This is a genomic window from Acinetobacter sp. YH12046, from assembly GCF_013419905.1.
In the GTDB taxonomy this organism is placed as follows: domain Bacteria; phylum Pseudomonadota; class Gammaproteobacteria; order Pseudomonadales; family Moraxellaceae; genus Acinetobacter.
Window position 1 is genome coordinate 168,149 of sequence record NZ_VOZF01000004.1, and the last position, 25,306, is coordinate 193,454.

The following is a 25,306-nucleotide window of genomic DNA, read 5'->3' on the forward strand; positions in this document are numbered from 1 at the left end:
ACAAGTTGCGCCATTTTGAGTCTATTTTCGCTTTGATTAAATTTTGTGCTAAAAAAAGGTGCAGAAATAAAAAGTAAAGAAACACATTGCTCTATTCGAGTTTTCGATTCTTGCTCAAACTCAGAAAATTTCTGGATTAAAAAGTTCAAAATAGTGCTAAGCAAGAAAAAGTGATGCTCATGGAATGACTTTTTATTATTCAGAAATCTATGCGCATTTTTGGATTTATAAATATTTAAATTAAATATTTATATATTAAAATTCAATAATTTATAATCAATTCTCACTTTTAAGAAATTATTAATGAAGAGTCTGATACAGAAAATGAAGATTTTGAACACTCAACTTTTTCATTCTAAGAATTTTAATTTTAAATATTATTGATGCACTCATGAGTCATACCCTTCAGAGAATTTATATTTAAAAAATATCTTTGTTTTTATTTGTTTTTTTACTATATGGTCAGGATTTAGACTGTTAGATCTCTTACCATTATTCACTTTAGATTAAAAAAAATCCATCGACTTTAGTGGAATATCGTAAATAAAAATGACATTTATTCAGCGAATCTTATACAATTCCTAAAAATTTCCATCAATTTGTATAAGGCTCTCTCCCAATGCAAAACACAAAAAAATTAACATTGGCAGTTTTGATTCAGGCTGCATTGATCTCAACCGCTTTTGCTAGCGAGCAGAGTGAGTCTAAAGGTTTTGTAGAAGACGCAGAAGGATCTGTACTTTTCCGTACTGGTTATTTATCTCGTGATAAGAAAAATGGCGTAGCAGATACAAGTTCAGCTGCACAGACTGCAATTGTGAAACTGGATTCTGGCTTTACTCAAGGTGTAGTCGGCTTTGGTGCCGGGATCATCGGTGATGCTTCTTTCAAACTAGGAAACAACAAAAATGCCGGTAATGGCATGATTCCTCGTGAAAACGGTTTCAATGCTAAAGGTGAGTACGTTAAAGGTGCTGGCGATACTTATGATCATTGGGCTCGTGGCGGCGCTTATGTGAAAGCTCGTGTATCTAATACCACTGCTGTATATGGTACCCAAGTTTTAGATCTTCCTGTATTGGCATCAAATACTGCACGTCTCGTTCCTGAATACTTTGAAGGCGTATTAGTGACTAGCAATGAAATTGATAACCTGTCATTAACAGCTGGTAAATTTACTAAAAACCAATATTCAGACCAAATCGACTCTGATGGTAACGAGCTTGATCGTGCTGTTGTTTGGGGCGCGAAATATAAATTTAGTGATGCTCTAAACGCTTCTTACTACGGTACAGATATTAAAGACCGTTTAGACCGTCATTATGTGAATGCGAACTATAGCTATGCAGTAGCCAATGGCGGCACTTTAACTCACGATTTCAGTGGCTATCATACTGAGTGGGATAAAAAAGCTGACGGTGGTGCATATACTTATTCTCATACCACAAATGACTTAAGTAACTTAAGCAACAATATTTGGGCTATTTCTACCACTTACAATACTGGTCCGCACAATATCATGGTGGCTTACCAACAAAATACTGGTAACACAGGCTATGACTATGGTTTGGGTCGCGGTGTAGGTGATGGTCATCAAACGATTTATCTACCAAACTCATACCTGTCTGACTTCATTGGCAATAATGAAAAATCAGCACAACTTCAATACACATTTGACTTCGGTGCTGTAAATGTTCCTGGTCTATCTTGGACTTCCGCATTTGTATATGGTTGGGATATTGATGTAGCAGGTAGTCCAGATCATTCTCAGTTAGTAACTAGCGATGCACAAGAACGTGAATTCTTTAACCAGGTGAAATATACTGTTCAATCTGGTTTTGCTAAAGATGCGAGCTTGCGTTTACGTCACTCTTACTACCGTGCAAGCGATGATTATCAAGCTGATCGATACATTGGTGACACCAACGAATGGCGTATCTGGTTAGATATTCCTGTGAAATTATTCTAATTCACCCGAATTTCAAGCCATAATAAAAAACCTGCACATTGTGCAGGTTTTTTTGTTTAAGTTTTAAAAAGTTAAAGACTTAAACTGAAAAGCAAATGAATTATTTATTTGCTTCTGCATAAGCTGCAATTGAGCTGAGTACTTCCTTTTTAGCAACATCAGCACCTTCCCAACCACTTAACTTAACCCATTTACCTGGTTCCAAGTCTTTGTAGTGCTGGAAGAAGTGTTCGATTTGGCTGATCAGCAACGGAGGAAGATCAGTATATTCTTGAACATCTTTGTAGATCGGAGTCAGTTTGTCGTGTGGAACTGCAACCAGTTTCGCATCAACACCACCATCATCTTCCATGTTCAGTTTACCTACAGGACGGCAACGAATGACTGAACCTGGCTCTACTGGATGTGGAGTTACGACCAATACGTCTAGAGGATCGCCATCTAGAGAAAGTGTATTTGGTACATAACCATAGTTTGCTGGGTAGAACATTGCTGTACCCATGAAACGGTCTACAAATAATGCATCAGAATCTTTATCGATTTCATATTTGATTGGTGCTGCATTTGCAGGAATTTCGATAATGACATAGATGTCGTTTGGCGCATCTTTACCCGCTGGGATATTGCTGTAGCTCATAGCATCACTCTTTAACAAGTTATATCTTTTAAAAACCGCGACAATTATAACGGTTTTTACAGATTTTTTTTGATTTTAAAATATCGAACTGTAAATATCTCGACCTGCTTTATTTTAAGCTTAAGAGATTTTGATAATTAACAGCAGTAAGGTTATTGGACATAATAAAGATAACAGCCAGACAATTGAACGTAAGGTCGACCAGTTCGCCAGATAACAGATCCCATAGATGACCCGAAAAACCAGATAGGCAATCCCAAAGGTCATCACCAGACTTTGCGGCACGACCATATATTCTGCCATCAGAATCGAGGCGATAAAGAGCGGTAAGCTTTCAAAGCTATTTTGCTGAGCGGCATTGGCGCGACTGGCCAGGCCTGTAGACTTTTCTAAAAATGCCCGCGGATTCTGATTGTCTTTTGCACGAAACCCTGCCGATTTTTTCGCAATCAAGGTAAAAACATAAGGTAAAAGACAAGCTGCCAAAATGAGATAGATAACCCCACTAATGCTATGCATCTGATTTTTCTCTTGAGAATTTTTATGTCTATCATAGCATGGCGTTTCGTGAATAAATTTTGTTAAATAGAGTGTTTTTATAAATGATTAAGGATTCACTATGGTCAGCCCTGATCAAAATGAAATGTTCGATGTCCTCGAGAAACAGCGCCAGCATCAACGTCAAGTGGATCGCGTATTAAAAATCGTATTGCCGATTGTTGCATTTCTGATAGCGGTCATTTGTGCCAATATGAATATCTGGTCTCCCCTCTTTACCTTTGCCATCTTATGGATTGCCTTCTATGCCGTGGGCATCAAACGCATGCCGATCTGGCACTGGGTGGTCGCAATCATCATTTATTGCCTGATAGATAATATTCTCAGTTATGGCAGTTTTAATTTGAGAGGATTTAACCGCCAGTTTGGTACCATGTTTATTTTTTTGGGTGTGATCGGGGTAGGACGTCCTTACTTCGACCGCTGGCTAATGAAAAAAGAGAATTAAAAAAAGCGCCCTCAGGCGCTTTTTTTATTGCAGGATTTATGCAGTCTTACGTAGATCTTTACGCAGGATTTTGCCTACGTTAGATTTTGGTAATTCATCCATAAATTCAACATAACGTGGGCGTTTATAACCGGTCAGATTTTCTTTTGCAAATGCCAGAACTTCTTCAGTCGTCAATGAAGGGTCTTTCTTCACCACAAACAGTTTTGGCACTTCACCTGATTTTTCATCTGGTACACCAATTGCAGCCACTTCCAGTACTTTTGGATGTTTTGCAACGACTTCTTCAATTTCAGAAGGATAAACGTTGAAGCCAGAGACCAGAATCATGTCTTTCTTACGGTCAACGATTTTGATGTAACCACGTGAATCCATAACACCGATATCACCGGTACGGAAGAAGCCATTTACCATCACTTTATCGGTTTCATCCGGACGGTTCCAATAGCCTTTCATCACCTGTGGACCACGGATTGAGATTTCACCCTGCTCACCGAGTGCAACTTCATTACCGTCATCATCCAGAATTGCAACTTCAGTCAAAGGTAACGGAATACCAATCGTACCGCTAAATGCTTCAGATGCCGGTGGGTTCGCAGTTGCTACTGGAGAAGTTTCAGACAGGCCATAACCTTCAATGATGTTAGTGCCAGTAATTTTCTTCCAGGCTTCTGCAGTAGAAGGCAGAACAGCCATACCACCGCCCATCGCCATTTTTAAACGGCTATGATCCAGTTGCTTGAACTCTTCGTTGTTTACAAGCGCATTAAACAGCGTGTTCACAGCAGGGAAGAATGTTGGCTGGTATTTACGTAATTCTTTCATCACCGCAGGCAGGTCACGCGGGTTAGGAATCAGAACGTTCGCCTGACCTTTATACATGCCGTAAAGTGCACAGACCATGAAAGCAAAGATGTGATAAAGCGGTAAAGCACAGAAAATACGGTCATCTGGCTGGCCATCTTGCGCACCGAATTTGCTCTGGAAGATACCGTCACACTGCAACAGGTTAGCAACCAAGTTACGATGGGTCAGTTCAGCACCTTTAGAAACACCAGTAGTACCACCTGTGTACTGAAGTACAGCAGTATCACTTAAAGTCAATTCAGGGCGTTTATAGTTGCTTGGGTTAACTTTATTCATGGCTGCATTGAACTTGATGTGGCCTGGAATATCCCATGCCGGAATCTGCTTACGTACTGAACGCAATACAAAGTTCACCAAAGTACCTTTTAAAGCACCCAGCATGTCACCCACAGAAGCAACCACGACGTGCTTCACAGGCGTTTTGCCAATAATTGACTGATAAACGCTGGCAAAGTTCTCAATAATGACGAGAACTTCAGCACCAGAATCTTTTAACTGATGCTCAAGCTCACGTGATGTATACAGTGGATTTACATTCACCAGTACTAAACCAGCGCGGAACACCCCCAATGCTACGACCGGATACTGAAGAACGTTTGGCATCATTACGGCAACACGTGTGCCTTTTGCCAGACCCAAACTTTGTAAATATGCTGCGAATTTACGACTAGCTTCTTCCAACTCATTGAACGTTAAAGTCTTATCCATAAAGATAAAGGCATCACGTGAGCCAAATTTTTGGAAATTGCGTTCAAAAATATCAACCAGAGATGTATTTTCTGCTGGTAATTCTACAGTTTCTGGAATCCCTGTTTTTTGGTATTCAGCGAACCAAATTTTTTCCATAATGCCAATCTCTCCAATCATAATCCTTAGTAGTTCAACTGTTTTTTTCAATGCTGCACGTCATTTTTTAGACTTGTATATGTGCAACATTGCATCCATTTGTCGAATCGTTACTCATATATAACGTATTTCGATTCATGGATGCTAGTATTATCTTTGAATCAACAGTTTATTTGCTTTTTGATATCCACGTGGTAACAGGGTTCCTTTAGAGCCTCGTTTCCCAATATATTTTTGCAGGTCATCCCCTTTAAGTTTTAATTGTTGCTGTCCTGCAAGCACTTGAATTATTTCATCAAGTTTTAATATTGTCATGGATAAAATTTGATCTTTATCTTCAAGTTGTATCAATTTATTACCTTTACCTTTATTCAATACAGGTAATTCCGACAGATCAACAATCAGCAGACGACCAGCTGAACTGAGTAGTGCAACATGAGTTGCATCTTCCAGCGGTTGCAGGTTCATGACCTGTGCACCTTCAGATAGATTCAGGAAAGCCTTACCAGCTTTGGCATTGGTATCCAACTGCTTGGCTTGGGTTTTAAATCCATAACCTTTGCTACTGACTGCCAGGATTTCTGCATCATCTTCAGCCACCAATACCTGCTTGAAACCAACTCCACTTGCCGGAGAAAGTTTTGAACTCAACGGTTCACCGAGTCCTCGTGCCGATGGCAGGCTATTGATTGGCAAGCCATAGCTACGGCCACTATCATCTAATACATAGACGCGTTGATTAGACTTACCTTGGGCATGACTGAGATACTGATCGCCCGCACGGAAATTCAGATTTTCAGCATCCACTTCATGCCCTTTAGCACAGCGAATCCAGCCCGCTTCAGACAATACTACCGTTACAGGATCCGCTGGCAGCATTTCAGTTTCATCAATAGCAGCGGCTTCGGCACGTTGCACGATTGGAGAACGACGATCATCCCCAAATTTCTTGGCATCTTCTTTTAGTTCATTGATGATCAAAGTTTTTAAAGACTCAGGATTCGCCAGCTGTTCACGAATCACGGCAGCTTTAGCTTCCAGCTCTTCCTGTTCGCGGCGCAGTTCCATTTCTTCAAGCTTGGCCAGATGACGTAGCTTGAGTTCTAAAATGGCTTCGGCCTGAATCTCATCAATACCAAAACGTTCCATCAACACTGGTTTAGGCTGATCTTCCTCACGAATAATCCGAATCACTTCATCAATATTCAGGTAGGCAATGATCAAACCGCCGAGAATATGCAGGCGTTTTTCGATCTTATTCAGATGATATTGCAGACGGCGAGTGACTGTAGTTTTACGGATTTCGATCCATTCCAGCAGAATACGACGAATCGATTTCACCTGTGGACGGCCATCCGCGCCAATCATGTTCATATTGACACGATAGCTGGATTCCAGATCTGTAGTCGCGAACAGATGGCTCATTACCGCTTCAGCATCAATACGGTTCGAACGCAATACCACCACTAAACGTGTTGGATTTTCATGGTCAGATTCATCACGAACATCAGTGACCAATGGCAGCTTTTTCGCCTGCATCTGGTCCGCGATCTGACTGATAATTTTTGAACCGGATACCTGATATGGCAATTCGGTAATCACAATTTCATTTTTATCAATAGTGTATACCGCACGCATGCGATAGCTGCCACGACCTGTCGTCTGGATTTTAAGCAGCTCTGATGGTGGCGTAATGATTTCCGCTTTGGTCGGTAAATCCGGTCCCGGAATGTATTCTGCCATTTTGGCATCGGTCAGGTTCGGATTACGGATCAGGGCGATAGTACCTTTCACCACTTCGCGCAAGTTGTGAGGCGGAATATCGGTCGCCATCCCCACAGCAATCCCGGTGGTACCATTTAACAGGATATTGGGAACACGTGCCGGCAAGTTGATCGGTTCTTTCATCGAACCATCAAAGTTATCCTGCCAGTCACAGGTACCCTGTCCCAGCTCGGATAAAAGCAGTTCACTATATTGTGACAGTTTGGCTTCAGTATAACGCATTGCCGCGAAAGACTTCGGATCATCTGGTGAACCCCAGTTGCCCTGTCCTTCAATAAACGGATAGCGATAACTGAATGGCTGCGCCATCAGGACCATGGCTTCATAACAGGCCGAGTCACCATGTGGATGGTATTTACCCAGTACATCCCCCACAGTACGTGCCGATTTTTTCGGTTTGCTAGTCCATTTAAGACCCAGCTCACTCATGGCATAGACAATACGGCGCTGTACCGGTTTCAAACCGTCACTGATATGTGGCAATGCACGATCCATAATCACGTACATGGCATAATTTAAATAAGCTTGTTCGGTAAATTCGGCTACGGAACGGTTTTCTGTCGCATGATGCGCAAGGCTTGTCATAACAACCTATAATCCTAAAATTCGTTTTTGTATCAATGTTTCTTATGCTAAGTCGCGGCTGTGTGCTGCACAAGGGCAGTAAACTACACAGCGCGACAAATCGTGTCTTATGGGCTAAAAATATCCACTTTATAGCAGCTGAGCAACTAAAAAATCACCAACCTTATAAACCCATAGATTCTAGTGTCTTGCCCTTGGTCTCTTCACCCAGGACTAAAATGACCACAGCTACTGCAATCAGCACCACAGTAAACATGGTAAAGACGTAACTGAAACCATTTGGCATCCCCATCAAATGGGTTACGGCAAAGGGTGCAGCAATCCCGCCAATACGGCCAATTGCACCGGCCCAGCCTGAACCAAAAGCACGGATATTGGTTGGATATTGTTCTGGGGTATAAGTATAGAGAACGCCCCATGCTCCCAGATTAAAGAAGGACATCAGACAGCCCCAGATCACAATTTCAGTGACACTACCGGACTGACCAAAGAAATAGGCTGAAATCGCACACATGCCGATAAAGCCAGCTAAAGTTGCCTTACGACCGAGTTTTTCGACTAGCCATGCTGCCGCAATATAACCCGGCAATTGCGCCAGAATCATGACCAGGACATATTCAAAAGACTGCACGATGGTATAGCCTTCCTTGACCAGAAGGCTTGGTAACCAGGTAAAAATACCATAGTAGGAAAAAACGATCCCAAACCAGATCAGCCACAGCATCAAGGTTCGGCGGGCAAAAATACCACTCCAGAGCTGGGTAAACGAGATATTCTGCTTGGCAGCCACAGGTTTAACTTCAAAGATTTCCATGACTTCGACGCCGCATTTGCGCTCAATCTTTTTAACCAGAGCCTGTGCTTCATCTACCCGGCCACGATTGATCAGATACGGCACCGACTCAGGCACCAGTTTCCAGATTACGATGGCATACAGTGCCGGTATCCCGCCAATCATGAATGCAGCTTGCCAACCAAAATCAGGAATCACAAAACGTGACACCAGTGCAGCCACCAGCCAGCCCAAGCCCCAGAAACTTTCCAGCAGCACAATGAAACGACCACGTACCCGTGCCGGGATATATTCACTGACCAGTGTCACCGCAACCGGCAACTGACCACCCAATCCCAGACCGACAATAAAACGAAATACCAGTAACCAGGTCAGATTCGGCGCAAAGGCACAGGCAGCAGTCGCCAGACTATAAATCACCAGCGTACTGGCAAATACCGTTTTACGTCCCCAGCGATCTGCCAGTCCACCTGAAAAAATCGCCCCAATCGCCATACCGATAAAACCGATCGAAACCACCCAGCTTTTCTGGTCAGCGGTCATCTGCCAGTCTTCAGCCATTTTCGCCAGAATAAAGGAAATCAATCCTGTATCCATGGCATCAAACATCCAGCCAAGACCAATCACCCATAAAAGAGTGTAGTGGAACTTGCCGATCGGCAAGCGCTGTATCCGAGAAACTAAATCCATAACAAAAATCTCTGATCAGGTGAAACGGGAGATGCTGCTGTCCCAACAGGAGGTTTGATTTTTTATTTTTTTATACTACGAATACGTACGCCTACGGGAAGTTTTCCCTCCCGCAGTTACCGTAATTCATATCAAGATTCGTCTTTGGATGAAGCGGACTGTTCGTCATCATCCTTATAGATAAACTTCGGCATTTCCAGACCGAAATAGATCGCAATCAAACGCAAACTAAAGCCAAAAATCAGGGTGGAAATAATGGTCAGTTCGAGTGACAGACCGAAATTGCTGCAGAGCCAGTAGAAGATGACTGCAACAAAGGAAATACTGGCATACAGTTCACGGCGGAAGACTAAAGGCACATCATTACATAAAATGTCACGTAAAATACCGCCCGATACTCCGGTCAGAACCCCGGCGACCGCACTGACTACAAAACCATGCCCCATTTCCAGCGCAATCTGGCAGCCAATGATGGTAAAGCCAATCAGGCCCAAGGCATCCAGTACCAGGAAGATATTGCGTAAATGGCGCATCCATTTGGCAATCAGGATGGTGACAAAGGCGGCACAGCAAGTCAGCACCAGATATTCCGGGTGTTTGACCCAGGTCAAAGGATAATGGCCAAGTAGTACATCACGTACCGAACCACCACCGAGCGCCGTAACACAGGCAATAATCGTGACCCCAAACCAGTCCATACTACGCCGACCGGCAGACAAGGCTCCGGTCATGGCTTCAGCGGTAATTGCAATAATATAGATGACGGTCAGTAACATCGCCCTGCTTCCACCTGAGGCTATGAGATGGCGGCTATTCTAAGCTAAATCTATGTGAAAATTATAAAAAATGCGCACAACATTGCTTAAATTTTTTCCCGGAGCCACAGATGCACGGCTGTTTCATTGTAAACTGTTGATCTGTCGTTGGATCTAGAAAGTACCAGCGATTCTCGAACTTTACAAAATGTGAAATTTCATGATGAATCTGGGCCTGCTTGCCATCGTGATAATGTGCTTTGAACTCGACCAGCGCATGGGTCTTGTCCAGCTTTTCATTGGCCTGCACGATTTCCAACTTCAGCCATTGATTGGTTCTACTCCATTCAGCAATGGCTGGCATGTCCAAAGCCTGCTGCTGTCCACGGGCAGTAGTCTGCTGGATATAATCAATTTCATGCTTGGCAAAGGCACTATACCGCGAGCGCATTAATTGCTCGGCGTTTTGAGCCAATTGCTGGCCCTGATGTAGTGGCTGGCAACAGCTTGCGTATTCACCTCGTCCACATGGACATGCTTCTGACATCTCAATTCCATAAAAAATAGCCCGACAGTGCGGGCTATTTTAGCAAACTTTTAGCTTCGTCCTTCGGGCGCTGAACTAGTCTTTCCGGTTCGCTGGGGCAATGATATGCACCTTATCAATCTTGTGGCCGTCCATCGTGACCACCTCAAAGATATAATCATCTGCTTCGAGCTTTTCGCCATTTTCTGGCAAGCGCCCCAGATGGAACAGAATATAACCCGACAATGTCGAATATTCTTCCGTTTCATTGACCAGATCGCGATCCAGAAGCAGTGACACATGGCGAATATCAGTTGAACCATCCAGAATCAGGCTGCCATCTTCTAGACTCTCTACGGCTGCTTCTAGCTGGTCTTCATCCGGGAATTCACCGGCAATCGCTTCCAGTACATCAATCGGTGTCGCCACGCCTTCAATGGAACCATATTCGTTCAGTACTAAAGCCATTTGTAGCGGTGCCTGACGCAACTGATCCATGACCATCAAGACCTGAGCATTTTCATGTACAATCACAGGTTCACGCAGATGTTTTTCGAAGTCCAGAATACCTGTTTCGATGTATTCATTCAGGACTTTATGGGTCAATACCACACCGGCAATATTGTCCAGTTCACCACGCGCCACAATCAGGCGTGAATGGCTCATATGCAATAACTGCTCTTTGATGCTGGCATGATCATCTTCCAGATCAATCCATTCCAGTTCAGGACGTGGTGTCATCACCGATTTCACCGGACGTTCTGACAGGCCAAGTACGCCCTGCACCATAACGCTATGGTAGACTCCACTTTCGTCGTCATCAAAGACTTCATCAGCAAAGGCACGAGTCGCCAGTACATCTTCCGGTTCAGAAGAATCATTGTCCTGAGCCGGTTTACCGCCCAGCATACGCATTACGGCAGACGCAGTACGGTAACGCATATCAGTTGTCGTCACCATTTTTTCCTGATTGCGTTTCATGGTCTGGTTAATGAATTCCACAATCACCGAGAAACCAATCGCGGCATACAGATAGCCTTTTGGAATATGGAAACCGAAGCCTTCAACCACCAGCGAGAAACCAATCATCATCAGGAAGCCCAGACAGAGAATCACTACTGTCGGGTGCTTGTTGACGAAATCCATGAGGGCTTTAGAGGCCCACAACATGATACCGACCGCAATAATCACGGCGATCATCATCACAGACAGATCTTTGACCATACCAACCGCAGTAATCACGCTGTCGAGCGAGAACACGGCGTCCAGTACCACGATCTGCACAATCACCATCCAGAACACCGCCTGAACCGGATTTTCTTCCTTGGTCACAGGTTTGGCTTCCAGACGCTCATGCAGCTCCATAGTGCCTTTAAACAGCAGGAATACACCACCGAATAATAAGATCAGGTCGCGTCCTGAAAATGGATGCTCAAAGATATGGAATAGCGGTTCAGTAAGCGTTACGACCCAGGCAATCGATGCCAGCAACACCAGTCGCATTAACAGCGCCAAGCCCAGACCGGTAATACGCGCTGCATTACGCTGTTCGGGTGGAAGCTTTTCCGCCAGAATTGCAATAAAGACCAGGTTATCGATCCCGAGTACAATTTCAAGAACAATCAGTGTGAGTAAGCCAATCCAGGCAGAGGGATCTGACATCCATTCAAAAATCATTGCATCTGCTCCTCTAACCGAGGAGAAAAGCAAGTATTTGCATGATGAGATACAGGTTGATACCCGACTTGAATTAAAGACTTGATAATGTGACGTTTTACTGAATTAAAGCGCCAACTTCGACTACCCATGTGAGTTCTATTGTAGTAAGACAGACTTTCAGTATATCAAGAACAGCATGAAATTCACCTGTTTTCATCCGGGATTATGGATGAATTTGAATGAAAGATTTTGTCCTAAAATGAGGTCTGCTCATGGAATTGTCATATTTGTTAACTAAGTTATAGTAAGTAGATAAAAAAATGATAAGGTGAAAAAAATAAATGCAAAGTGTAATGGAAATGACCGATTATTTTAATGATAACTCCCCAAAAACAACACGCCCGCTAGTAGCTTTATATTGTGGCTCTCGTGCCGGCAACAAACCGATTTATCTGGAAAAAGCGATTCAACTGTCACAAGGTCTGGCCGAACATGGTTTTGGTCTGGTCTATGGCGGCGCCAGTATTGGTCTGATGGGCCAGGTGGCAGACACCATGATTCAGCATGGTGGTGAAGCGGTGGGCGTGATTCCGGAATTTATGCTGGATTATGAGATTGCCCATCCTCAACTCACAGAACTGCATATCGTCACCAGCATGCATCAGCGTAAGGCCATGATGGCAGATCGTGCCTGTGCCTTTGTCGCCTTGCCGGGTGGATTGGGAACCTTTGAAGAAATTCTGGAAATTGCGACCTGGGGTCAGCTGAACCAGCATCAAAAACCGATGATGCTGTATAACGTCAATGGCTTTTATAATCCCCTGATTGCCCAGCTTGATCTTGCGGTGCAGGAAGGCTTCTTGCCGCCCCAACATCGGGCTAAACTGATTATCTGTGAACATGCAGATCAGATTTATACCACCTTGCTGAATCTGGATGCTCCGCAACGTTTCGTCGTTTAAATTTTCTTGTCTGCTTTAAATAGCAATGATTTAAAGCCATAAAAAAGCGAGCTTGATGCTCGCTTTTTTCATTTATACATGCCAAGACATTAACCGGAAATCGTGTGATAGAACCAAGGCAAAGTCGTCGCCAGAAACACACTAATGGCTAGACCAAACATCAGTTTCATGGCATCTTTGCTGACATTCCGTGAAGTACGGTGCTTGTTGACTTCGGTCACCAGCATCGAAATCGCAAATTCACGACCGGCCAGTAACCCCAGGAATACCCAAGTGGTACTCATCGGGATGTTACTCCACTCTTTGAACACCAGCAGAATCAATGCATAAATAAAGTCGATAATCGTAGCAGAACGGACATCCGTCACCCCGGTCTTGGTATCAACAATATTCTGGATAGCTCCACCACGCTGGTAAAGAATCATGCCCAGCAGGATGACAAAGACAGAAATGGCAAAGATCAGGAACTCAAACGGCACCTGACGCGGCACATAAACAAAGATATTAGCCAGATCCTGGATCAGCCACTGGCTCCACAGAAATGCCGTAGATAGCCATTGCAAGGCCATCCACATTGGGGAGTGTTGCTGATCACGGGTTTCACTGAAATAGACCGCGAGTTTTTTCATGACCAGACGATAGATCACAATCGCCACAAAGAAAGCGACGGCGTAACCCATCATTGACTTGGTCAGCATGGAACCCAGACTGCTCGGGGAGAAAATCGTGAGCACCAAGAAAGTAGTACTGACCGGAATGCCATATTTGGTCAAAATGATCAGTAAAAGAGGCGGTACCACATATAGCCAGGTGACCCCATCTTCAGGGAAAGGAATGGTTTCCAAACGTCCATAAGAGGCATCCCCTACTCCAGAAGCAAACCAGCCATAAATTAACACCACAACCAGAATAGTACTGATGTAAATCCAGAGTACCCACCATGGGCGATGTGAGTTCGATGAAATAAATGTTCCTAATGTTTGCGGAACATCATTCCCCACGATGGAATAGGCGGCTAGACAGAAGCCAACTACCATCAGAATCTCGATGGTCATAAGTACAAAACCTTTTACTAGACAGTTCCCAGTACAGCAGTTCTGGAAGTTTGCCCCAGATTATGACGGTTTTATTTCATTTTCATGACATTTCCGTCATATTTTTTTGTAGCCTGCTCCTTAAAAAGAAGCTTGAAGTGTTCCAAAAATGACGTATTTATGAATCTGTATCAATTTGAGAGGTTCGCAGTATAGAAATATATCTTTTACCTTTTACCTTCAATAACTGAAATCAGGCTGTGAATTCATTAGCATTTTGTCTACACGACTCCTATTCACAAGCACCTTCATTTCAGTCACACTGCTGCATAGATTTCTTTAAACTATTCAAAATAGATGATTTTTTAAATCCATGAATGTCACTCCTACGCATCAATCCCTACAACCTGAATTCAGACTGCTGGTCTTGCTGGTATCGATTGGCTTTTTCATGCAAGGTCTCGATACCACGATTATCAATACCGCCTTGCCTGCGATTGCCAGTAACCTGCAGGAAGATCCGTTACGGATGCATAGTGTGGTGGTGGCCTATGTGCTTTCTGTGGCAGCCTGCATTCCCTTAAGTGGCTGGCTGGCAGATCGCTTTGGGGTTCGGAATATCTATTTTGCAGCGATCATTATTTTTGCTCTGGCCTCACTCGGCTGTGCCTGGTCTGAGAATCTGAATGAACTACTGGTTTATCGGGTATTTCAGGGCATTGGAGGTGCTTTGCTGCTTCCAGTCGGACGACTGGCCATGCTGAAAATTATTCCTCGTACCCAGTTTCTATCCGCTATGAGTCTGATGAGTCTGGCCGGACTAATGGGTCCTTTAATCGGTCCAACCTTAGGTGGCTGGATGGTGGAATACCTGTCCTGGCACTGGATTTTCCTGATCAATCTGCCGATTGGTCTGCTGGGTGCATTGATTACCTTTAAAGCTATGCCCAATATTACCGAACCGACGGTACAGCGTTTTGATTTTGGCGGTTTTATTCTACTGGTCATCGCAATGATCGGCTTGTGTCTAGGGATTGAAAACTTTGCCAATCCACAATATCCACTATGGTGGAGCTTAAGTCTGGTCGGAAGTGGTCTGATTGCCTCACTCATCTACGCCTACCATTCGCATACTCATCTGAATGCACTATTTCGCAGTAAATTATTTAAAAATAAGATCTATTCGATTGGCATTCTGGGTAATTTCTTTGCCCGGCTCGGCGGTAACTCGATTCCGTTTTTATTGCCTTTAATGTTGCAGGTCGCTTTTGGTTTTGAACCTTTTATTACCGGTTTACTGATGATTCCAACCGTACTCGGTTCTTTAGCATCTAAACCGATTATCCGCAAAATCATTCAACGTTTCGGTTATCGTAGAGTCTTGTTGATCAACACCTTGCTGGTCGGTCTATGTATTGCCAGTTTTGCCTTGACTACGGCGGAAACCCCTATCTGGCTAAGAGCCATTCATTTCTTTGTGTTCGGGATTCTGAATTCGCTGCAATTTGTCTCAATGAATACGCTGACTTTAAAAGATTTAAGCCAGCAGGATGCCAGCAGTGGTAACAGTTTTCTGTCGATGATCATGATGCTGTCAATGAGTATCGGGGTAGCACTGGCAGGTACGCTGGTGAATATGTTTAGTGCCTACTTCGGCCCAGAACAGCTGGATAATGCTTTCCACGTTTCGCTGCTCTGTCTGGGCTGTATTAACATTATTGCTGCCTATATTTTCTGGCATATCCCCAAAAACACGCCAGTCTAGGGCAGAATATATATCCGATATGAATATCCGTAAATCAGGCCACCACTCCCAATGAAAGCAGCTCCCACCTCTAGCAACTGGAAAAAATACTCAGTGATTGCAGTCGGGCTGCTGATTACACTTGTGGTAACCACTGTGCTTTATCTGCTGGTTTTCAAGCAGCCATCAGCGCATGCAGCAGATTATCCGATTCATGGTTTCGATGTTTCCCATCATCAGAAAGAAATAGACTGGAAGAAAATCCCGAAACAGAAATATAAATTTGTCTATTTAAAATCTACAGAAGGCGGTGATTTTAAAGATACTAAGTTTCAGGAATACTGGCTGCAGGCCCGCGAACAGGGCTTTCTGGTCGGTGCTTATCATTTTTACCGGCTTTGCCGTGATGGCAGTATTCAGGCTCAGAATTTTATAGAGTCTGTTCCGCGTAAAATGGATGCCCTGCCACCCGTAATGGATCTGGAATATGACAGCAAATGCATCAATTACTATTCCAAAGAGCAGCTGCTCAAGGAAATCCGGATCATGCATGATGCCTTAAAACACCATTATGGCAAGCAGCCGATCTTCTATGTGTCCAAATCTTTTTATAACATCGTGCTGGCGGGAGAGTTTACTGACGTACCGTTCTGGGTACGTGAGTACCAAGGTTTACCAGATTTAAAGGGTCAGCCTAAATGGACCTTCTGGCAACATACCAGTCAGGGTGAAATTCCTGGCATTGCCCGTACTGTGGATCTGAATGTGTTTTATGGCTCGGAGCAGGATTGGATCAAATTTTTACAGCAGAACAGTATTCCCACCCCAGATCAGCTCCAGCCTCCGGCCAAGAAATAAACCTAATTTCTCCCTGATTCAACCATGAAATGGATATTGAATTATTTAGACAGGATATGCTTCGTCTTGAATAATACTTTAGCCTGTTTACTTGTCAATCCGGTCTCTTCCCAATCCAGCTAAAGCCACTTAAGATACTGGATATGCGCAAAATTATTCATATCGATATGGATGCCTTCTACGCCTCAGTCGAGCTGCGTGAGCGTCCGGAGCTGAACGCTCTGCCGGTGGTGATTGCCTCGCATCATCCGCGGGCAGTGGTCGCGGCTGCCTCCTATCCGGCCCGCGAATTCGGACTGCGCTCTGCCATGCCGATGACTCAAGCACGTAAGCTCTGCCCTCAGGTCATCGTGATTGAACCAGATTTTGCCAAATACCGTCAGGTCTCTGGTCAGATTCATCAAATATTTCAAACTTATACTAAGGTCATCGAACCGCTTTCACTAGATGAAGCTTATCTGGATGTCACCGAAAATTTGCAGCAGATTCCAAGTGCCACTGAAGTGGCAATGCGCATTCGTGAAGATATTTTTCAAACTACTGGACTAACCGCTTCTGCCGGCGTGGCCCCGAATAAATTTCTCGCCAAGATTGCCTCCGACTGGCATAAGCCGAATGGAATCTGTGTTATCAAACCTTCACAAGTACAGCGTTTTATTCAGGATCTTCCACTGAAGAAAATTCCCGGTGTAGGCAAAGTCACTCAAGAAAAACTAAAAAGTTTGAATCTGGAAACCTTGGGAGATTTACAGCAGACTGAAGAAGCGATCCTGATTCAACATTTTGGCAAATATGGACGGCGTCTTTTTCTTTATGCTCAAGGCATTGATGATCGGCCAGTTGAAGCTGAACGGGAACGCCAACAGATTTCCAAGGAAACGACTTTCGATGATGATCTGTATTTACCGCAATGCCAGCCTTACTGGCAGCCATTAATTACCCAGCTCTGGCAGAGTCTGGAAAAAAAGCAGCTCTCTGCCCGCGGAGTTACTGTAAAACTGAGAATGAAAAATTTTCAGACCATACAGCATAGTAAAAGCTTCAGCCAGCTGCTGCGTAGCCCGCAAGAACTGGAGCAGGCTTTACACTTATTGCTTCAAGAGATGCATATTACTCCTCAACTGCAATTCCGGCTGATTGGGCTTGGCGTTTATCAGCTCGCTGCACGTGAAACAGAAACGCAATTGCTGCTGCTCTAAGCCTATTTTGTACAAGTATTAGACGTTAGTTTAAAAATACGGCAACTTTGTTTTTACATTTTGAATTTTTGGAGTACTCTATCTGCGCAATGCATTATCCATGTATGTGCTGAGATGCTGAAAATCACCTTTACTTTCAGCATACTGTCCTGTGATTGGCGTGACGATCAAATCCGAATATTACAGGGCAACTCTGATGTATCTCATGGAATCCCTCCCTGCATGTCCTCTGTAAATTCTTCTGTTATTCAAGAACGACGCGCGCGTAAAGCGGCGTTATCCAGTTTTGTTGGTGCTGTTGTCGATTGGTATGATTTTCTCCTTTACGGCATTGTTGCGGCCTTAATTTTTAAAGACCAGTTTTTCCCAAGCATTGGTGCCAATATGGGTACCTTGGCGGCTTTAGCCACCTTTGGGGTAGGCTTCCTGTTTCGTCCTCTAGGCGGTGTGGTATTTGGTCATTTCGGCGACAAGCTCGGCCGCAAGAAAATGCTGGTTCTGACTGTGGTCCTGATGGGGATTTCCACCGTCGGGATTGGTTTTTTACCTAATTTCGAAGCCATTGGCTGGTGGGCACCGGTTTTACTGGTGACCCTGCGTGCCATTCAAGGCTTTGCAGTCGGTGGTGAATGGGGTGGTGCTGCCCTGATGGCGGTGGAAAATGCCCCTAAAGGCAAAAAAGCCTTTTATAGCAGTGGTGTTCAGGTCGGCTATGGCGTAGGTCTGGTACTGGCAACGGGTGCGGTATCCGTTATTATTGCCACACTGGGTGAAGAGGCTTTTGCTGAATGGGCTTGGCGCATTCCGTTTATTGCCAGTATCGTGCTGATCGGGATTGCGATGTGGATTCGCCGTGATCAGGATGAATCTCAAGAATTCGTAGAGAAAGTGATTAAGGCAGATCATCATCCAGAAAAACTGCCAATCTTGCAGGCCATCAGCAAACATCCTAAAGCTTTCTTTTATATTATTGCCTTACGTTTGACCGAACTGCTGACCATGTATCTGGTCACCAACTTTGCCCTAAACTATTCCACCAATAATCTGGGCATGGACAAACAGTTCTTCCTGAATATCACCCTGATGGTCGGTGCGATCAGCTGTTTCAGTATTCCTTTCTTTGCCTGGCTATCGGATAAAATCCAGCATAAAACCATGTGCGTCTGGGGTGGTCTGATCGGTGCACTGTCTGCCTTTCCGTTTTTTATGGCACTGGATGCACAAAATACCTGGATGATTATTGTTGGCGCCATTCTACTGGCCAATGTCGCGCATGACATGGTGGTCAGCGTGCATCAACCGATTTTTACCTCGCTATTTGGTACGGAATATCGCTATAGCGGTGCCGGAGTCGGTTATCAGGTCGCCAGTATTATTGGTGGTGGTTTTACCCCAATGATTGCAGCCTCCTTAGTGATTTGGGGTGATGGTTCATGGCATTATGTAGCCATCTATCTTGCGATAGGCTGCCTATTGACTGCATTAGTCGCAGCCTTGATGCCAAAAACCAAGGATTAAGCTGATGTCTGTTCAACGTTTGCATGTTTCACAACGCTTTTCTGAGATCGCCATTGCCGGCAATCTGGTTCATCTTGCCGGCCAGCTGGCAACAGACCTGGATCTGGATATCAAAGGTCAAACCCAGCAGACACTGGATATTATCGACCAGTTCCTGGCGGATGCCGGTACTGATAAAAGCCAGATCATGTCAGTGACGATTTATCTCAAAGATATTGAAAAAGATTATGCTGCGTTTAATGAAGTCTGGGATGCCTGGGTAGCGGATATTCAAGCTCTACCCCGCACCTGTGTCGAAGCTAAACTGTATGATCCACGCGTGTTAGTGGAACTGACTGTCGTAGCCGTCAAACCTGAATAGACTTCTTAGGCCTAATTTCTACTTATCTAAAATAGAAAAAAGTATGCGCTTGGCATACTTTTTTCGTTTAGGTTCTATCAGTTTAATGCTTTGACTTTACGTCGTTCCAGATCTGAATAGAGATGATATTTTTTGAGATCATTCACAGCGGTAAATCTCTGGTCTTTACTGGAATGCTCCTGCTCACGCAGGAAATCTCCTCGTAACTGATAATATTCCGGTACATCTTCATAGCGAATGACCCGATAACCGGCCATAGTCAACAAGGCATCCTGAAATTGCGCCTGCTGTGGACGTTTTAAAATCACCGGATCATCGACGGCTACAATGGCAACAATCTGGTATTGCTGATCCAGAATCACAAAATCTGCAATCAGATCACGATACTTGTGCCGGGTACGACCAAATTTGGTGGTAAGTAGTGCATCATAAGAAACATGGGCCAGTACAATATAATCAGGCAACACTTCTTTCAGGCGTGTAAACGTCAGTTGTTCATTTGGATTAAAAATAGCGCGCTGTTTTAAGGCGCTGTCTTGTGGTTTTGGGCTATTCCTTAGCTGCTTCCATGCCATGAGCACAACACAGAACACCAAGAAACTCCCTATCATCATATAGGTGGTCATGACTCAATCCTTGCATTCTTATAATCATTCTTGTTTTATTGTTATCCAGTATAAACCCATACTACTTTTAAAATTGCCCTGCTACCATTCTGTGTAGAGACCAATACAATTCGTAGCAAAACTTGATTGCCGGTTACTTAAAAACCGCTTTTTGCTATTTCAATAGAAATTAGGGTTAAATCCTTATACGCGACTGTAAAATAGTCTCCTGATAGATCGCAATATAAATCGGTTGAACTGTAAGACAATTCCGACAAAGTGTTATTTTTATATCATTTTTCAAAAATTTAAATCGACTAAAAATAAAATATTTTACATTTTAATTGAGAACCCAAAAGCTGCATCAATAAAGTCTGAACATAAAAAAAGACACCCGAAGTGTCTTTTTTATCAGCTTAATCAAGCACGTGATTTTGGCCTTGATTTTCCTTTAGGTTTAGGGCCGCCGAATGGCTTTTTCGCATCACCCGTTTCACGTGGCGGCAGACCTGTATGCTGAGTCAGAATCTGACCTTTCTTCGGACGATTATTCTGAGCTTGGCCACGACTGCCTGGGTTGCCGGTACGTTTCTGTGAATCACCTGCAACCGTCGAGTTCTTCTTACGTGCAGACTGGTATTGACCCTCTGTACCAGCAGGTTGATAGGTTGGAATCAGATGCTGTTTCGAGTTACCAATCAGATCCTGACGCCCCATTTCCTTTAAAGCTTCACGCAATAAAGGCCAGTTGTTTGGATCATGATAACGCAAGAAGGCTTTATGCAGACGACGACGTTTCTCACCTTTCACGATGTCCACATCTTCAGTATAACGCGCGACTTTCGCCAGCGGGTTTTTACCGGTGTAGTACATGGTGGTTGCAGTGGCCATTGGTGATGGATAGAAGGTTTGTACCTGATCGGCACGGAAGCCATTCTTTTTCAACCAGATCGCCAGATTCATCATGTCGTAATCGGTGGTACCCGGATGCGCCGCGATGAAATAAGGAATCAGATACTGTTCCTTACCGGCTTCCTTACTGAAACGGTCAAACATCTGTTTGAAGCGATCATACGTTCCGATGCCCGGTTTCATCATCTTCGATAATGGACCTTTCTCGGTATGCTCTGGCGCAATCTTCAGATAACCGCCCACATGATGGGTGACCAGCTCTCTGACATATTCTGGGTTCAATACGGCAAGGTCATAACGTAGACCTGAGCCAATCAGAATCTTTTTAATACCCGGTAAAGCACGTGCCTTACGATACAACTGGGTCAATGGTGCATGGTCGGTATGCAGGTTTTGACACACGCCTGGGAATACACATGACGGCTTACGACAGTTCTTCTCAATCTCAGGATCTTTACATGCCAAACGGTACATGTTGGCGGTTGGGCCACCCAAGTCCGAGATAATGCCAGTAAAGCCTGGTGCGGTATCACGAATCTTTTCAACTTCACGCAGGATTGATTCTTCAGAACGGTTCTGAATAATACGGCCTTCATGCTCGGTGATCGAACAGAAAGTACAGCCACCGAAACAGCCACGCATAATGTTCACTGAGAACTTGATCATGTCAAAGGCCGGAAAGCGTGCATTACCATAGGATGGATGCTGCAGACGTGCATAAGGCAGGTCGAACACATAATCCATTTCTTCAGTAGTCAATGGAATCGGTGGCGGATTGATCCACACATCACGTTCACCATGTTTTTGTACCAAGGCACGCGCGTTCCCTGGATTGGTTTCCAGATGCAGAATACGGTTCGCATGTGCATACAGCACAGGGTCATTTGCCACTTTTTCAAAAGAAGGCAAACGAATCACTGCCAGTTCACGTGGTGGTAATTTATGTTTAATTGCTTTAGAAGCTGGTTGTAGCTGCACAATTTGCGTATCTGGATCTAAATTGTCCCCTTCACGCACGATTGGGTTGGCTACCACTTCTTTCTGGAAATTCTGGTATTGGCTTAAGCTGTTGCCTTTATCTTTTTCAATTTCACAACCATCAATATCTTCGCTCATCACATAGGGGTTGATGATCGGATCGACACGGCCAATGGTATCGACATCATTGGATGCGATTTCCACAAACTGGGCTTTTGCAGCACGGTTATGTTTATTGATAATGAATGCGGTACCACGAACATCAGTAATCTGATGAATCTTTTCACCCTTAGCCAGGCGATGCATGATTTCAATGATCGAGCGTTCGCCATTACCGTACATCAACAAGTCCGCTTTAGAATCCATTAAGATCGAACGACGGACTTTATCTGACCAGTAGTCATAATGTGCGATACGACGTAATGAACCTTCAATACCACCGAGTAATACCGGCACATCCGGGAAAGCTTCACGACAACGTTGGCAATAGACGGTTGCTGCGCGGTCTGGACGTTTATTCGGCTGGTTATCTGGAGAATAAGCATCATCTGAACGAATCTTACGATCCGCCGTATAACGGTTAATCATCGAGTCCATATTACCGGCAGAAACGCCCCAGGCAATATTCGGCTTACCGAGTACACGGAAGGCTTCTACATTAGTCCAGTCCGGCTGGGCAATAATCCCCACGCGGAAACCTTGTGCTTCGAGCACACGTCCAATGATCCCGGTCACAAATGACGGGTGGTCAATATAGGCATCACCGCAGACAAAAATAAAGTCACAACTGTCCCAACCGAGTTGGTCCATTTCCTCGCGTGACATCGGCAAAAAAGGCGCGGGTTCAAAACATGACGCCCAATATTTGTCGTAATCAAACAACGCTTTAGGCGCAGTCTGAGCGTTATAAGCAGTAGACATGGCTAGCAATTCTCGGCTGGCAGATGGAAGATCAGAAAAGTGATCAAAGATGAAAGCCGAGTATTTTAGCATGAATTCGGCTCAGGTTGCTTGATTATAATTTATACAAAAACAGCTTTAAGACCTTAATCAGGAATATATACTCATCCTGATTTTGAAGAATCATTTATAGGTTTTAACCGCTGTGCCATCAGCAAGCCTAATCCTAAAATAATAGCGATAAATACACTTAGTCCTAACCATCCGGAATTTTCCCAGACCAGTCCACTCGAACTTCCAAGTAAGCTTGAACCCAGGTAGTAACAGAACAAATAAAGGGACGAACCTACCGCACGATACTGTAAGGATTGCACCGATACCCAGCTACTGGCAGTTGAATGAGCCGCAAAAAAGGAAAAGGTAAAAATCAGCAAACCAATAAAGACTAAAGCCAAGTTATTAATCAACATTAAGGCTAAGCCAAACAGCATGGTACAAAGCATGGCGGCAAGTACCCTATAACGTCCAAACTTCCTGCTCCAAGCTGCGGCTCGTGGCGAGCTATAAATTCCGGCCAGATAAGTAATCGAAATCAGACCAATCCAGACATGAGACAATTCAAATGGCGCTTGAATCAAACGATAACTCAGATAGTTAAATACCGAGACAAATCCCCCCATCAGGATAAAGCCCTGTAAAAACAGAATTCTTAATTTAGGATCACTCAGATTCTGTTGAAATGCTCTGATAAAACGGCTGAATTGAATTGGATAAGCTTTGAAATGCCTGGACTTCGGTAGTAGAAAGTAGAAAGTTGCCGCGATACATAGATTCAGCAATCCAATAATCAAAGTCGCGGATTGCCAGGAAATAAAATCGACCAATGTCCCTGCGATCAACCGTCCGCTCATGCCCCCAATCGCAGTTCCGGAAATATACAGCCCCATGGCAAAGCCCACATCCTGCTCTACCACTTCCTCTCCAATATAAGTCATCGCCACGGCTGCCACACCACTGACCGTTAAACCAATCAGTACTCGTGTGGCTAGAAATATCGACCAGATTGGCAGTAAAGCACTGAGTAACAGTAAGACTGAAACTGAAAATAACGACCAGACCATTATCGGCTTACGGCCAAAACGGTCTGAAATCAGACCAGTAAAGATCAAGCCAATAGCCAAGGCAATGGTAGAGAAGGAAAGTGGAAAACTGCTTTGTGTTGGAGAGATATGAAAATAATCCGCCAGAATCGGCATCATCGGTTGGACACAATACAGCGATGAAAAAATCGCGAAACCCGCCAGAAATAAGGAGAATAAAATAGCTTTAAAAGCAGATGAACCATATGCGATATGGCTTGAAGATGAATTTGAGGACATATCCGCTCCATGAACCTGCTCAGTATACGCCTCTCAATTCGCCTTTTATGTGATGATTCAGTTTAAATAACCATCGAATAATTAATTTTCTTAAACCCCACGCATAAAAAAAGCCCCCTGCGTGAGCAGAGGGCTTTTGGAATAATGAGCTGGCGATGACTTACTCTCACATGGGAGACCCCACACTACCATCAGCGCTAAGAGGTTTCACTTCTGAGTTCGGGAAGGGATCAGGTGGTTCACTCTTGCTATGGTCGCCAGCACAACTGGTATGCTTACTCGCTATGGTCTTATTTACGTTGCTTGCGCTTCGTTTGCCTAGCTTTCTTCAAATAGAATGCATTAACAGATGTATCTGAGTTCTTGCGAGTAGAACTAAGCAGTGCTTAATTATACTCTCATTTGTTCGATTAGCTTAACTAAATCAAGTTTTCGTCTGATCGTTAGATCAATATGAAATCAATTGATGCTTTATATACAACTGCTTGGGTGTTGTATAGTCAAGCCTCACGAGCAATTAGTATTGGTCAGCTTCATACATCACTGCACTTCCACATCCAACCTATCAACGTCGTAGTCTTCAACGGCTCTTTAGGAGACATAAAGTCTCGGGGAAATCTTATCTTGAGGTAGGCTTCCCGCTTAGATGCTTTCAGCGGTTATCCCTTCCGAACATAGCTACCCGGCGATGCGACTGGCGTCACAACCGGTACACCAGAGGTTCGTCCACTCTGGTCC

The 25,306-nt window shown here is 44.1% G+C and carries 20 protein-coding genes and 2 rRNA genes; 8 read left to right on the forward strand and 14 right to left on the reverse strand.

Annotation, left to right across the window (positions count from 1 at the left end):
* Positions 1-619 precede the first annotated feature (619 nt).
* Positions 620-1,969 carry an OprD family outer membrane porin gene (locus tag FTU03_RS04955; RefSeq protein ID WP_179992217.1) on the forward strand — a complete coding sequence of 450 codons (1,350 nt, stop codon included), beginning with the start codon at positions 620-622 and terminating at the stop codon, positions 1,967-1,969.
* Between the two features lie 100 nt (positions 1,970-2,069).
* On the opposite strand, the gene ppa is transcribed toward FTU03_RS04955, so the two are convergent.
* Both ppa and FTU03_RS04965 read right to left on the reverse strand, forming a co-directional pair.
* Positions 2,070-2,606 (reverse strand): inorganic diphosphatase, encoded by a 537-nt coding sequence (gene ppa, locus FTU03_RS04960; protein WP_034703878.1) that lies wholly within the window; start codon positions 2,604-2,606, stop codon positions 2,070-2,072.
* A 120-nt stretch (positions 2,607-2,726) separates the two neighbouring features.
* Entirely contained in the window at positions 2,727-3,125 is a 399-nt protein-coding gene (locus FTU03_RS04965; protein WP_166136510.1) for an MAPEG family protein, read from the reverse strand.
* Between the two features lie 100 nt (positions 3,126-3,225).
* On the opposite strand from FTU03_RS04965, the gene FTU03_RS04970 reads away from it, so the two are divergent.
* Positions 3,226-3,612, forward strand: a complete 387-nt coding sequence (locus tag FTU03_RS04970) for a hypothetical protein (RefSeq protein ID WP_034703874.1) — start codon at positions 3,226-3,228, stop codon at positions 3,610-3,612.
* Between the two features lie 36 nt (positions 3,613-3,648).
* Here the strand turns inward: FTU03_RS04970 and FTU03_RS04975 are convergent, their stop codons facing one another.
* From FTU03_RS04975 to FTU03_RS05000, 6 genes are all read right to left on the reverse strand, one after another.
* Positions 3,649-5,325: an AMP-binding protein gene (locus tag FTU03_RS04975; protein ID WP_179992218.1), complete on the reverse strand. Its 1,677-nt coding sequence runs from the start codon at positions 5,323-5,325 to the stop codon at positions 3,649-3,651.
* Between the two features lie 150 nt (positions 5,326-5,475).
* Positions 5,476-7,695, reverse strand: coding sequence for a DNA topoisomerase IV subunit A (gene parC / locus FTU03_RS04980; RefSeq protein ID WP_179992219.1), 2,220 nt, complete (start codon positions 7,693-7,695; stop codon positions 5,476-5,478).
* A gap of 163 nt (positions 7,696-7,858) precedes the next feature.
* Positions 7,859-9,178 carry an MFS transporter gene (locus tag FTU03_RS04985; protein WP_179992220.1) on the reverse strand — a complete coding sequence of 440 codons (1,320 nt, stop codon included), beginning with the start codon at positions 9,176-9,178 and terminating at the stop codon, positions 7,859-7,861.
* A gap of 131 nt (positions 9,179-9,309) precedes the next feature.
* A complete protein-coding gene (locus FTU03_RS04990) occupies positions 9,310-9,954 on the reverse strand; it encodes a trimeric intracellular cation channel family protein (protein WP_034169794.1) in 645 nt (214 codons plus the stop codon).
* A gap of 61 nt (positions 9,955-10,015) precedes the next feature.
* Entirely contained in the window at positions 10,016-10,480 is a 465-nt protein-coding gene (locus FTU03_RS04995) for a YchJ family protein (RefSeq protein WP_034169795.1), read from the reverse strand.
* A gap of 75 nt (positions 10,481-10,555) precedes the next feature.
* Positions 10,556-12,136 (reverse strand): TerC family protein, encoded by a 1,581-nt coding sequence (locus FTU03_RS05000; protein WP_104426943.1) that lies wholly within the window; start codon positions 12,134-12,136, stop codon positions 10,556-10,558.
* A 323-nt stretch (positions 12,137-12,459) separates the two neighbouring features.
* Here FTU03_RS05000 and FTU03_RS05005 point away from each other — a divergent pair, with 323 nt between their 5' ends.
* Positions 12,460-13,080: a TIGR00730 family Rossman fold protein gene (locus FTU03_RS05005; protein ID WP_034703864.1), complete on the forward strand. Its 621-nt coding sequence runs from the start codon at positions 12,460-12,462 to the stop codon at positions 13,078-13,080.
* Positions 13,081-13,169: 89 nt separating this feature from the next.
* Here the strand turns inward: FTU03_RS05005 and FTU03_RS05010 are convergent, their stop codons facing one another.
* Positions 13,170-14,135, reverse strand: coding sequence for a hypothetical protein (locus tag FTU03_RS05010; protein ID WP_034169797.1), 966 nt, complete (start codon positions 14,133-14,135; stop codon positions 13,170-13,172).
* Positions 14,136-14,487: 352 nt separating this feature from the next.
* Here FTU03_RS05010 and mdtD point away from each other — a divergent pair, with 352 nt between their 5' ends.
* From mdtD to FTU03_RS05035, 5 genes are all read left to right on the forward strand, one after another.
* The gene (gene mdtD, locus FTU03_RS05015) at positions 14,488-15,879 is read left to right on the forward strand and encodes a multidrug transporter subunit MdtD (RefSeq protein WP_179992221.1); all 1,392 of its coding nucleotides are present in this window, start codon (positions 14,488-14,490) and stop codon (positions 15,877-15,879) included.
* 51 nt (positions 15,880-15,930) lie between these two features.
* A complete protein-coding gene (locus FTU03_RS05020) occupies positions 15,931-16,716 on the forward strand; it encodes a GH25 family lysozyme (RefSeq protein WP_179992222.1) in 786 nt (261 codons plus the stop codon).
* Positions 16,717-16,859: 143 nt separating this feature from the next.
* Positions 16,860-17,915, forward strand: a complete 1,056-nt coding sequence (gene dinB, locus FTU03_RS05025; RefSeq protein WP_179992223.1) for a DNA polymerase IV — start codon at positions 16,860-16,862, stop codon at positions 17,913-17,915.
* Positions 17,916-18,137: 222 nt separating this feature from the next.
* The gene (gene shiA, locus FTU03_RS05030; protein WP_179992224.1) at positions 18,138-19,433 is read left to right on the forward strand and encodes a shikimate transporter; all 1,296 of its coding nucleotides are present in this window, start codon (positions 18,138-18,140) and stop codon (positions 19,431-19,433) included.
* A gap of 4 nt (positions 19,434-19,437) precedes the next feature.
* Positions 19,438-19,794, forward strand: coding sequence for a RidA family protein (locus tag FTU03_RS05035; RefSeq protein WP_166136540.1), 357 nt, complete (start codon positions 19,438-19,440; stop codon positions 19,792-19,794).
* 77 nt (positions 19,795-19,871) lie between these two features.
* Here the strand turns inward: FTU03_RS05035 and FTU03_RS05040 are convergent, their stop codons facing one another.
* The 5 genes from FTU03_RS05040 to FTU03_RS05060 form a co-directional block, all read right to left on the reverse strand.
* Complete coding sequence (locus FTU03_RS05040; RefSeq protein ID WP_179992225.1) at positions 19,872-20,420, reverse strand: DUF2726 domain-containing protein; 549 nt, start codon at positions 20,418-20,420, stop codon at positions 19,872-19,874.
* 399 nt (positions 20,421-20,819) lie between these two features.
* Positions 20,820-23,210 carry a YgiQ family radical SAM protein gene (locus FTU03_RS05045; RefSeq protein WP_179992232.1) on the reverse strand — a complete coding sequence of 797 codons (2,391 nt, stop codon included), beginning with the start codon at positions 23,208-23,210 and terminating at the stop codon, positions 20,820-20,822.
* A 143-nt stretch (positions 23,211-23,353) separates the two neighbouring features.
* Positions 23,354-24,568 carry an MFS transporter gene (locus tag FTU03_RS05050; protein WP_179992226.1) on the reverse strand — a complete coding sequence of 405 codons (1,215 nt, stop codon included), beginning with the start codon at positions 24,566-24,568 and terminating at the stop codon, positions 23,354-23,356.
* A 147-nt stretch (positions 24,569-24,715) separates the two neighbouring features.
* Positions 24,716-24,830 (reverse strand): 5S ribosomal RNA (gene rrf, locus FTU03_RS05055).
* Positions 24,831-25,064: 234 nt separating this feature from the next.
* Positions 25,065-25,306: ribosomal RNA gene (locus FTU03_RS05060) — 23S ribosomal RNA — on the reverse strand; the annotation flags it as partial.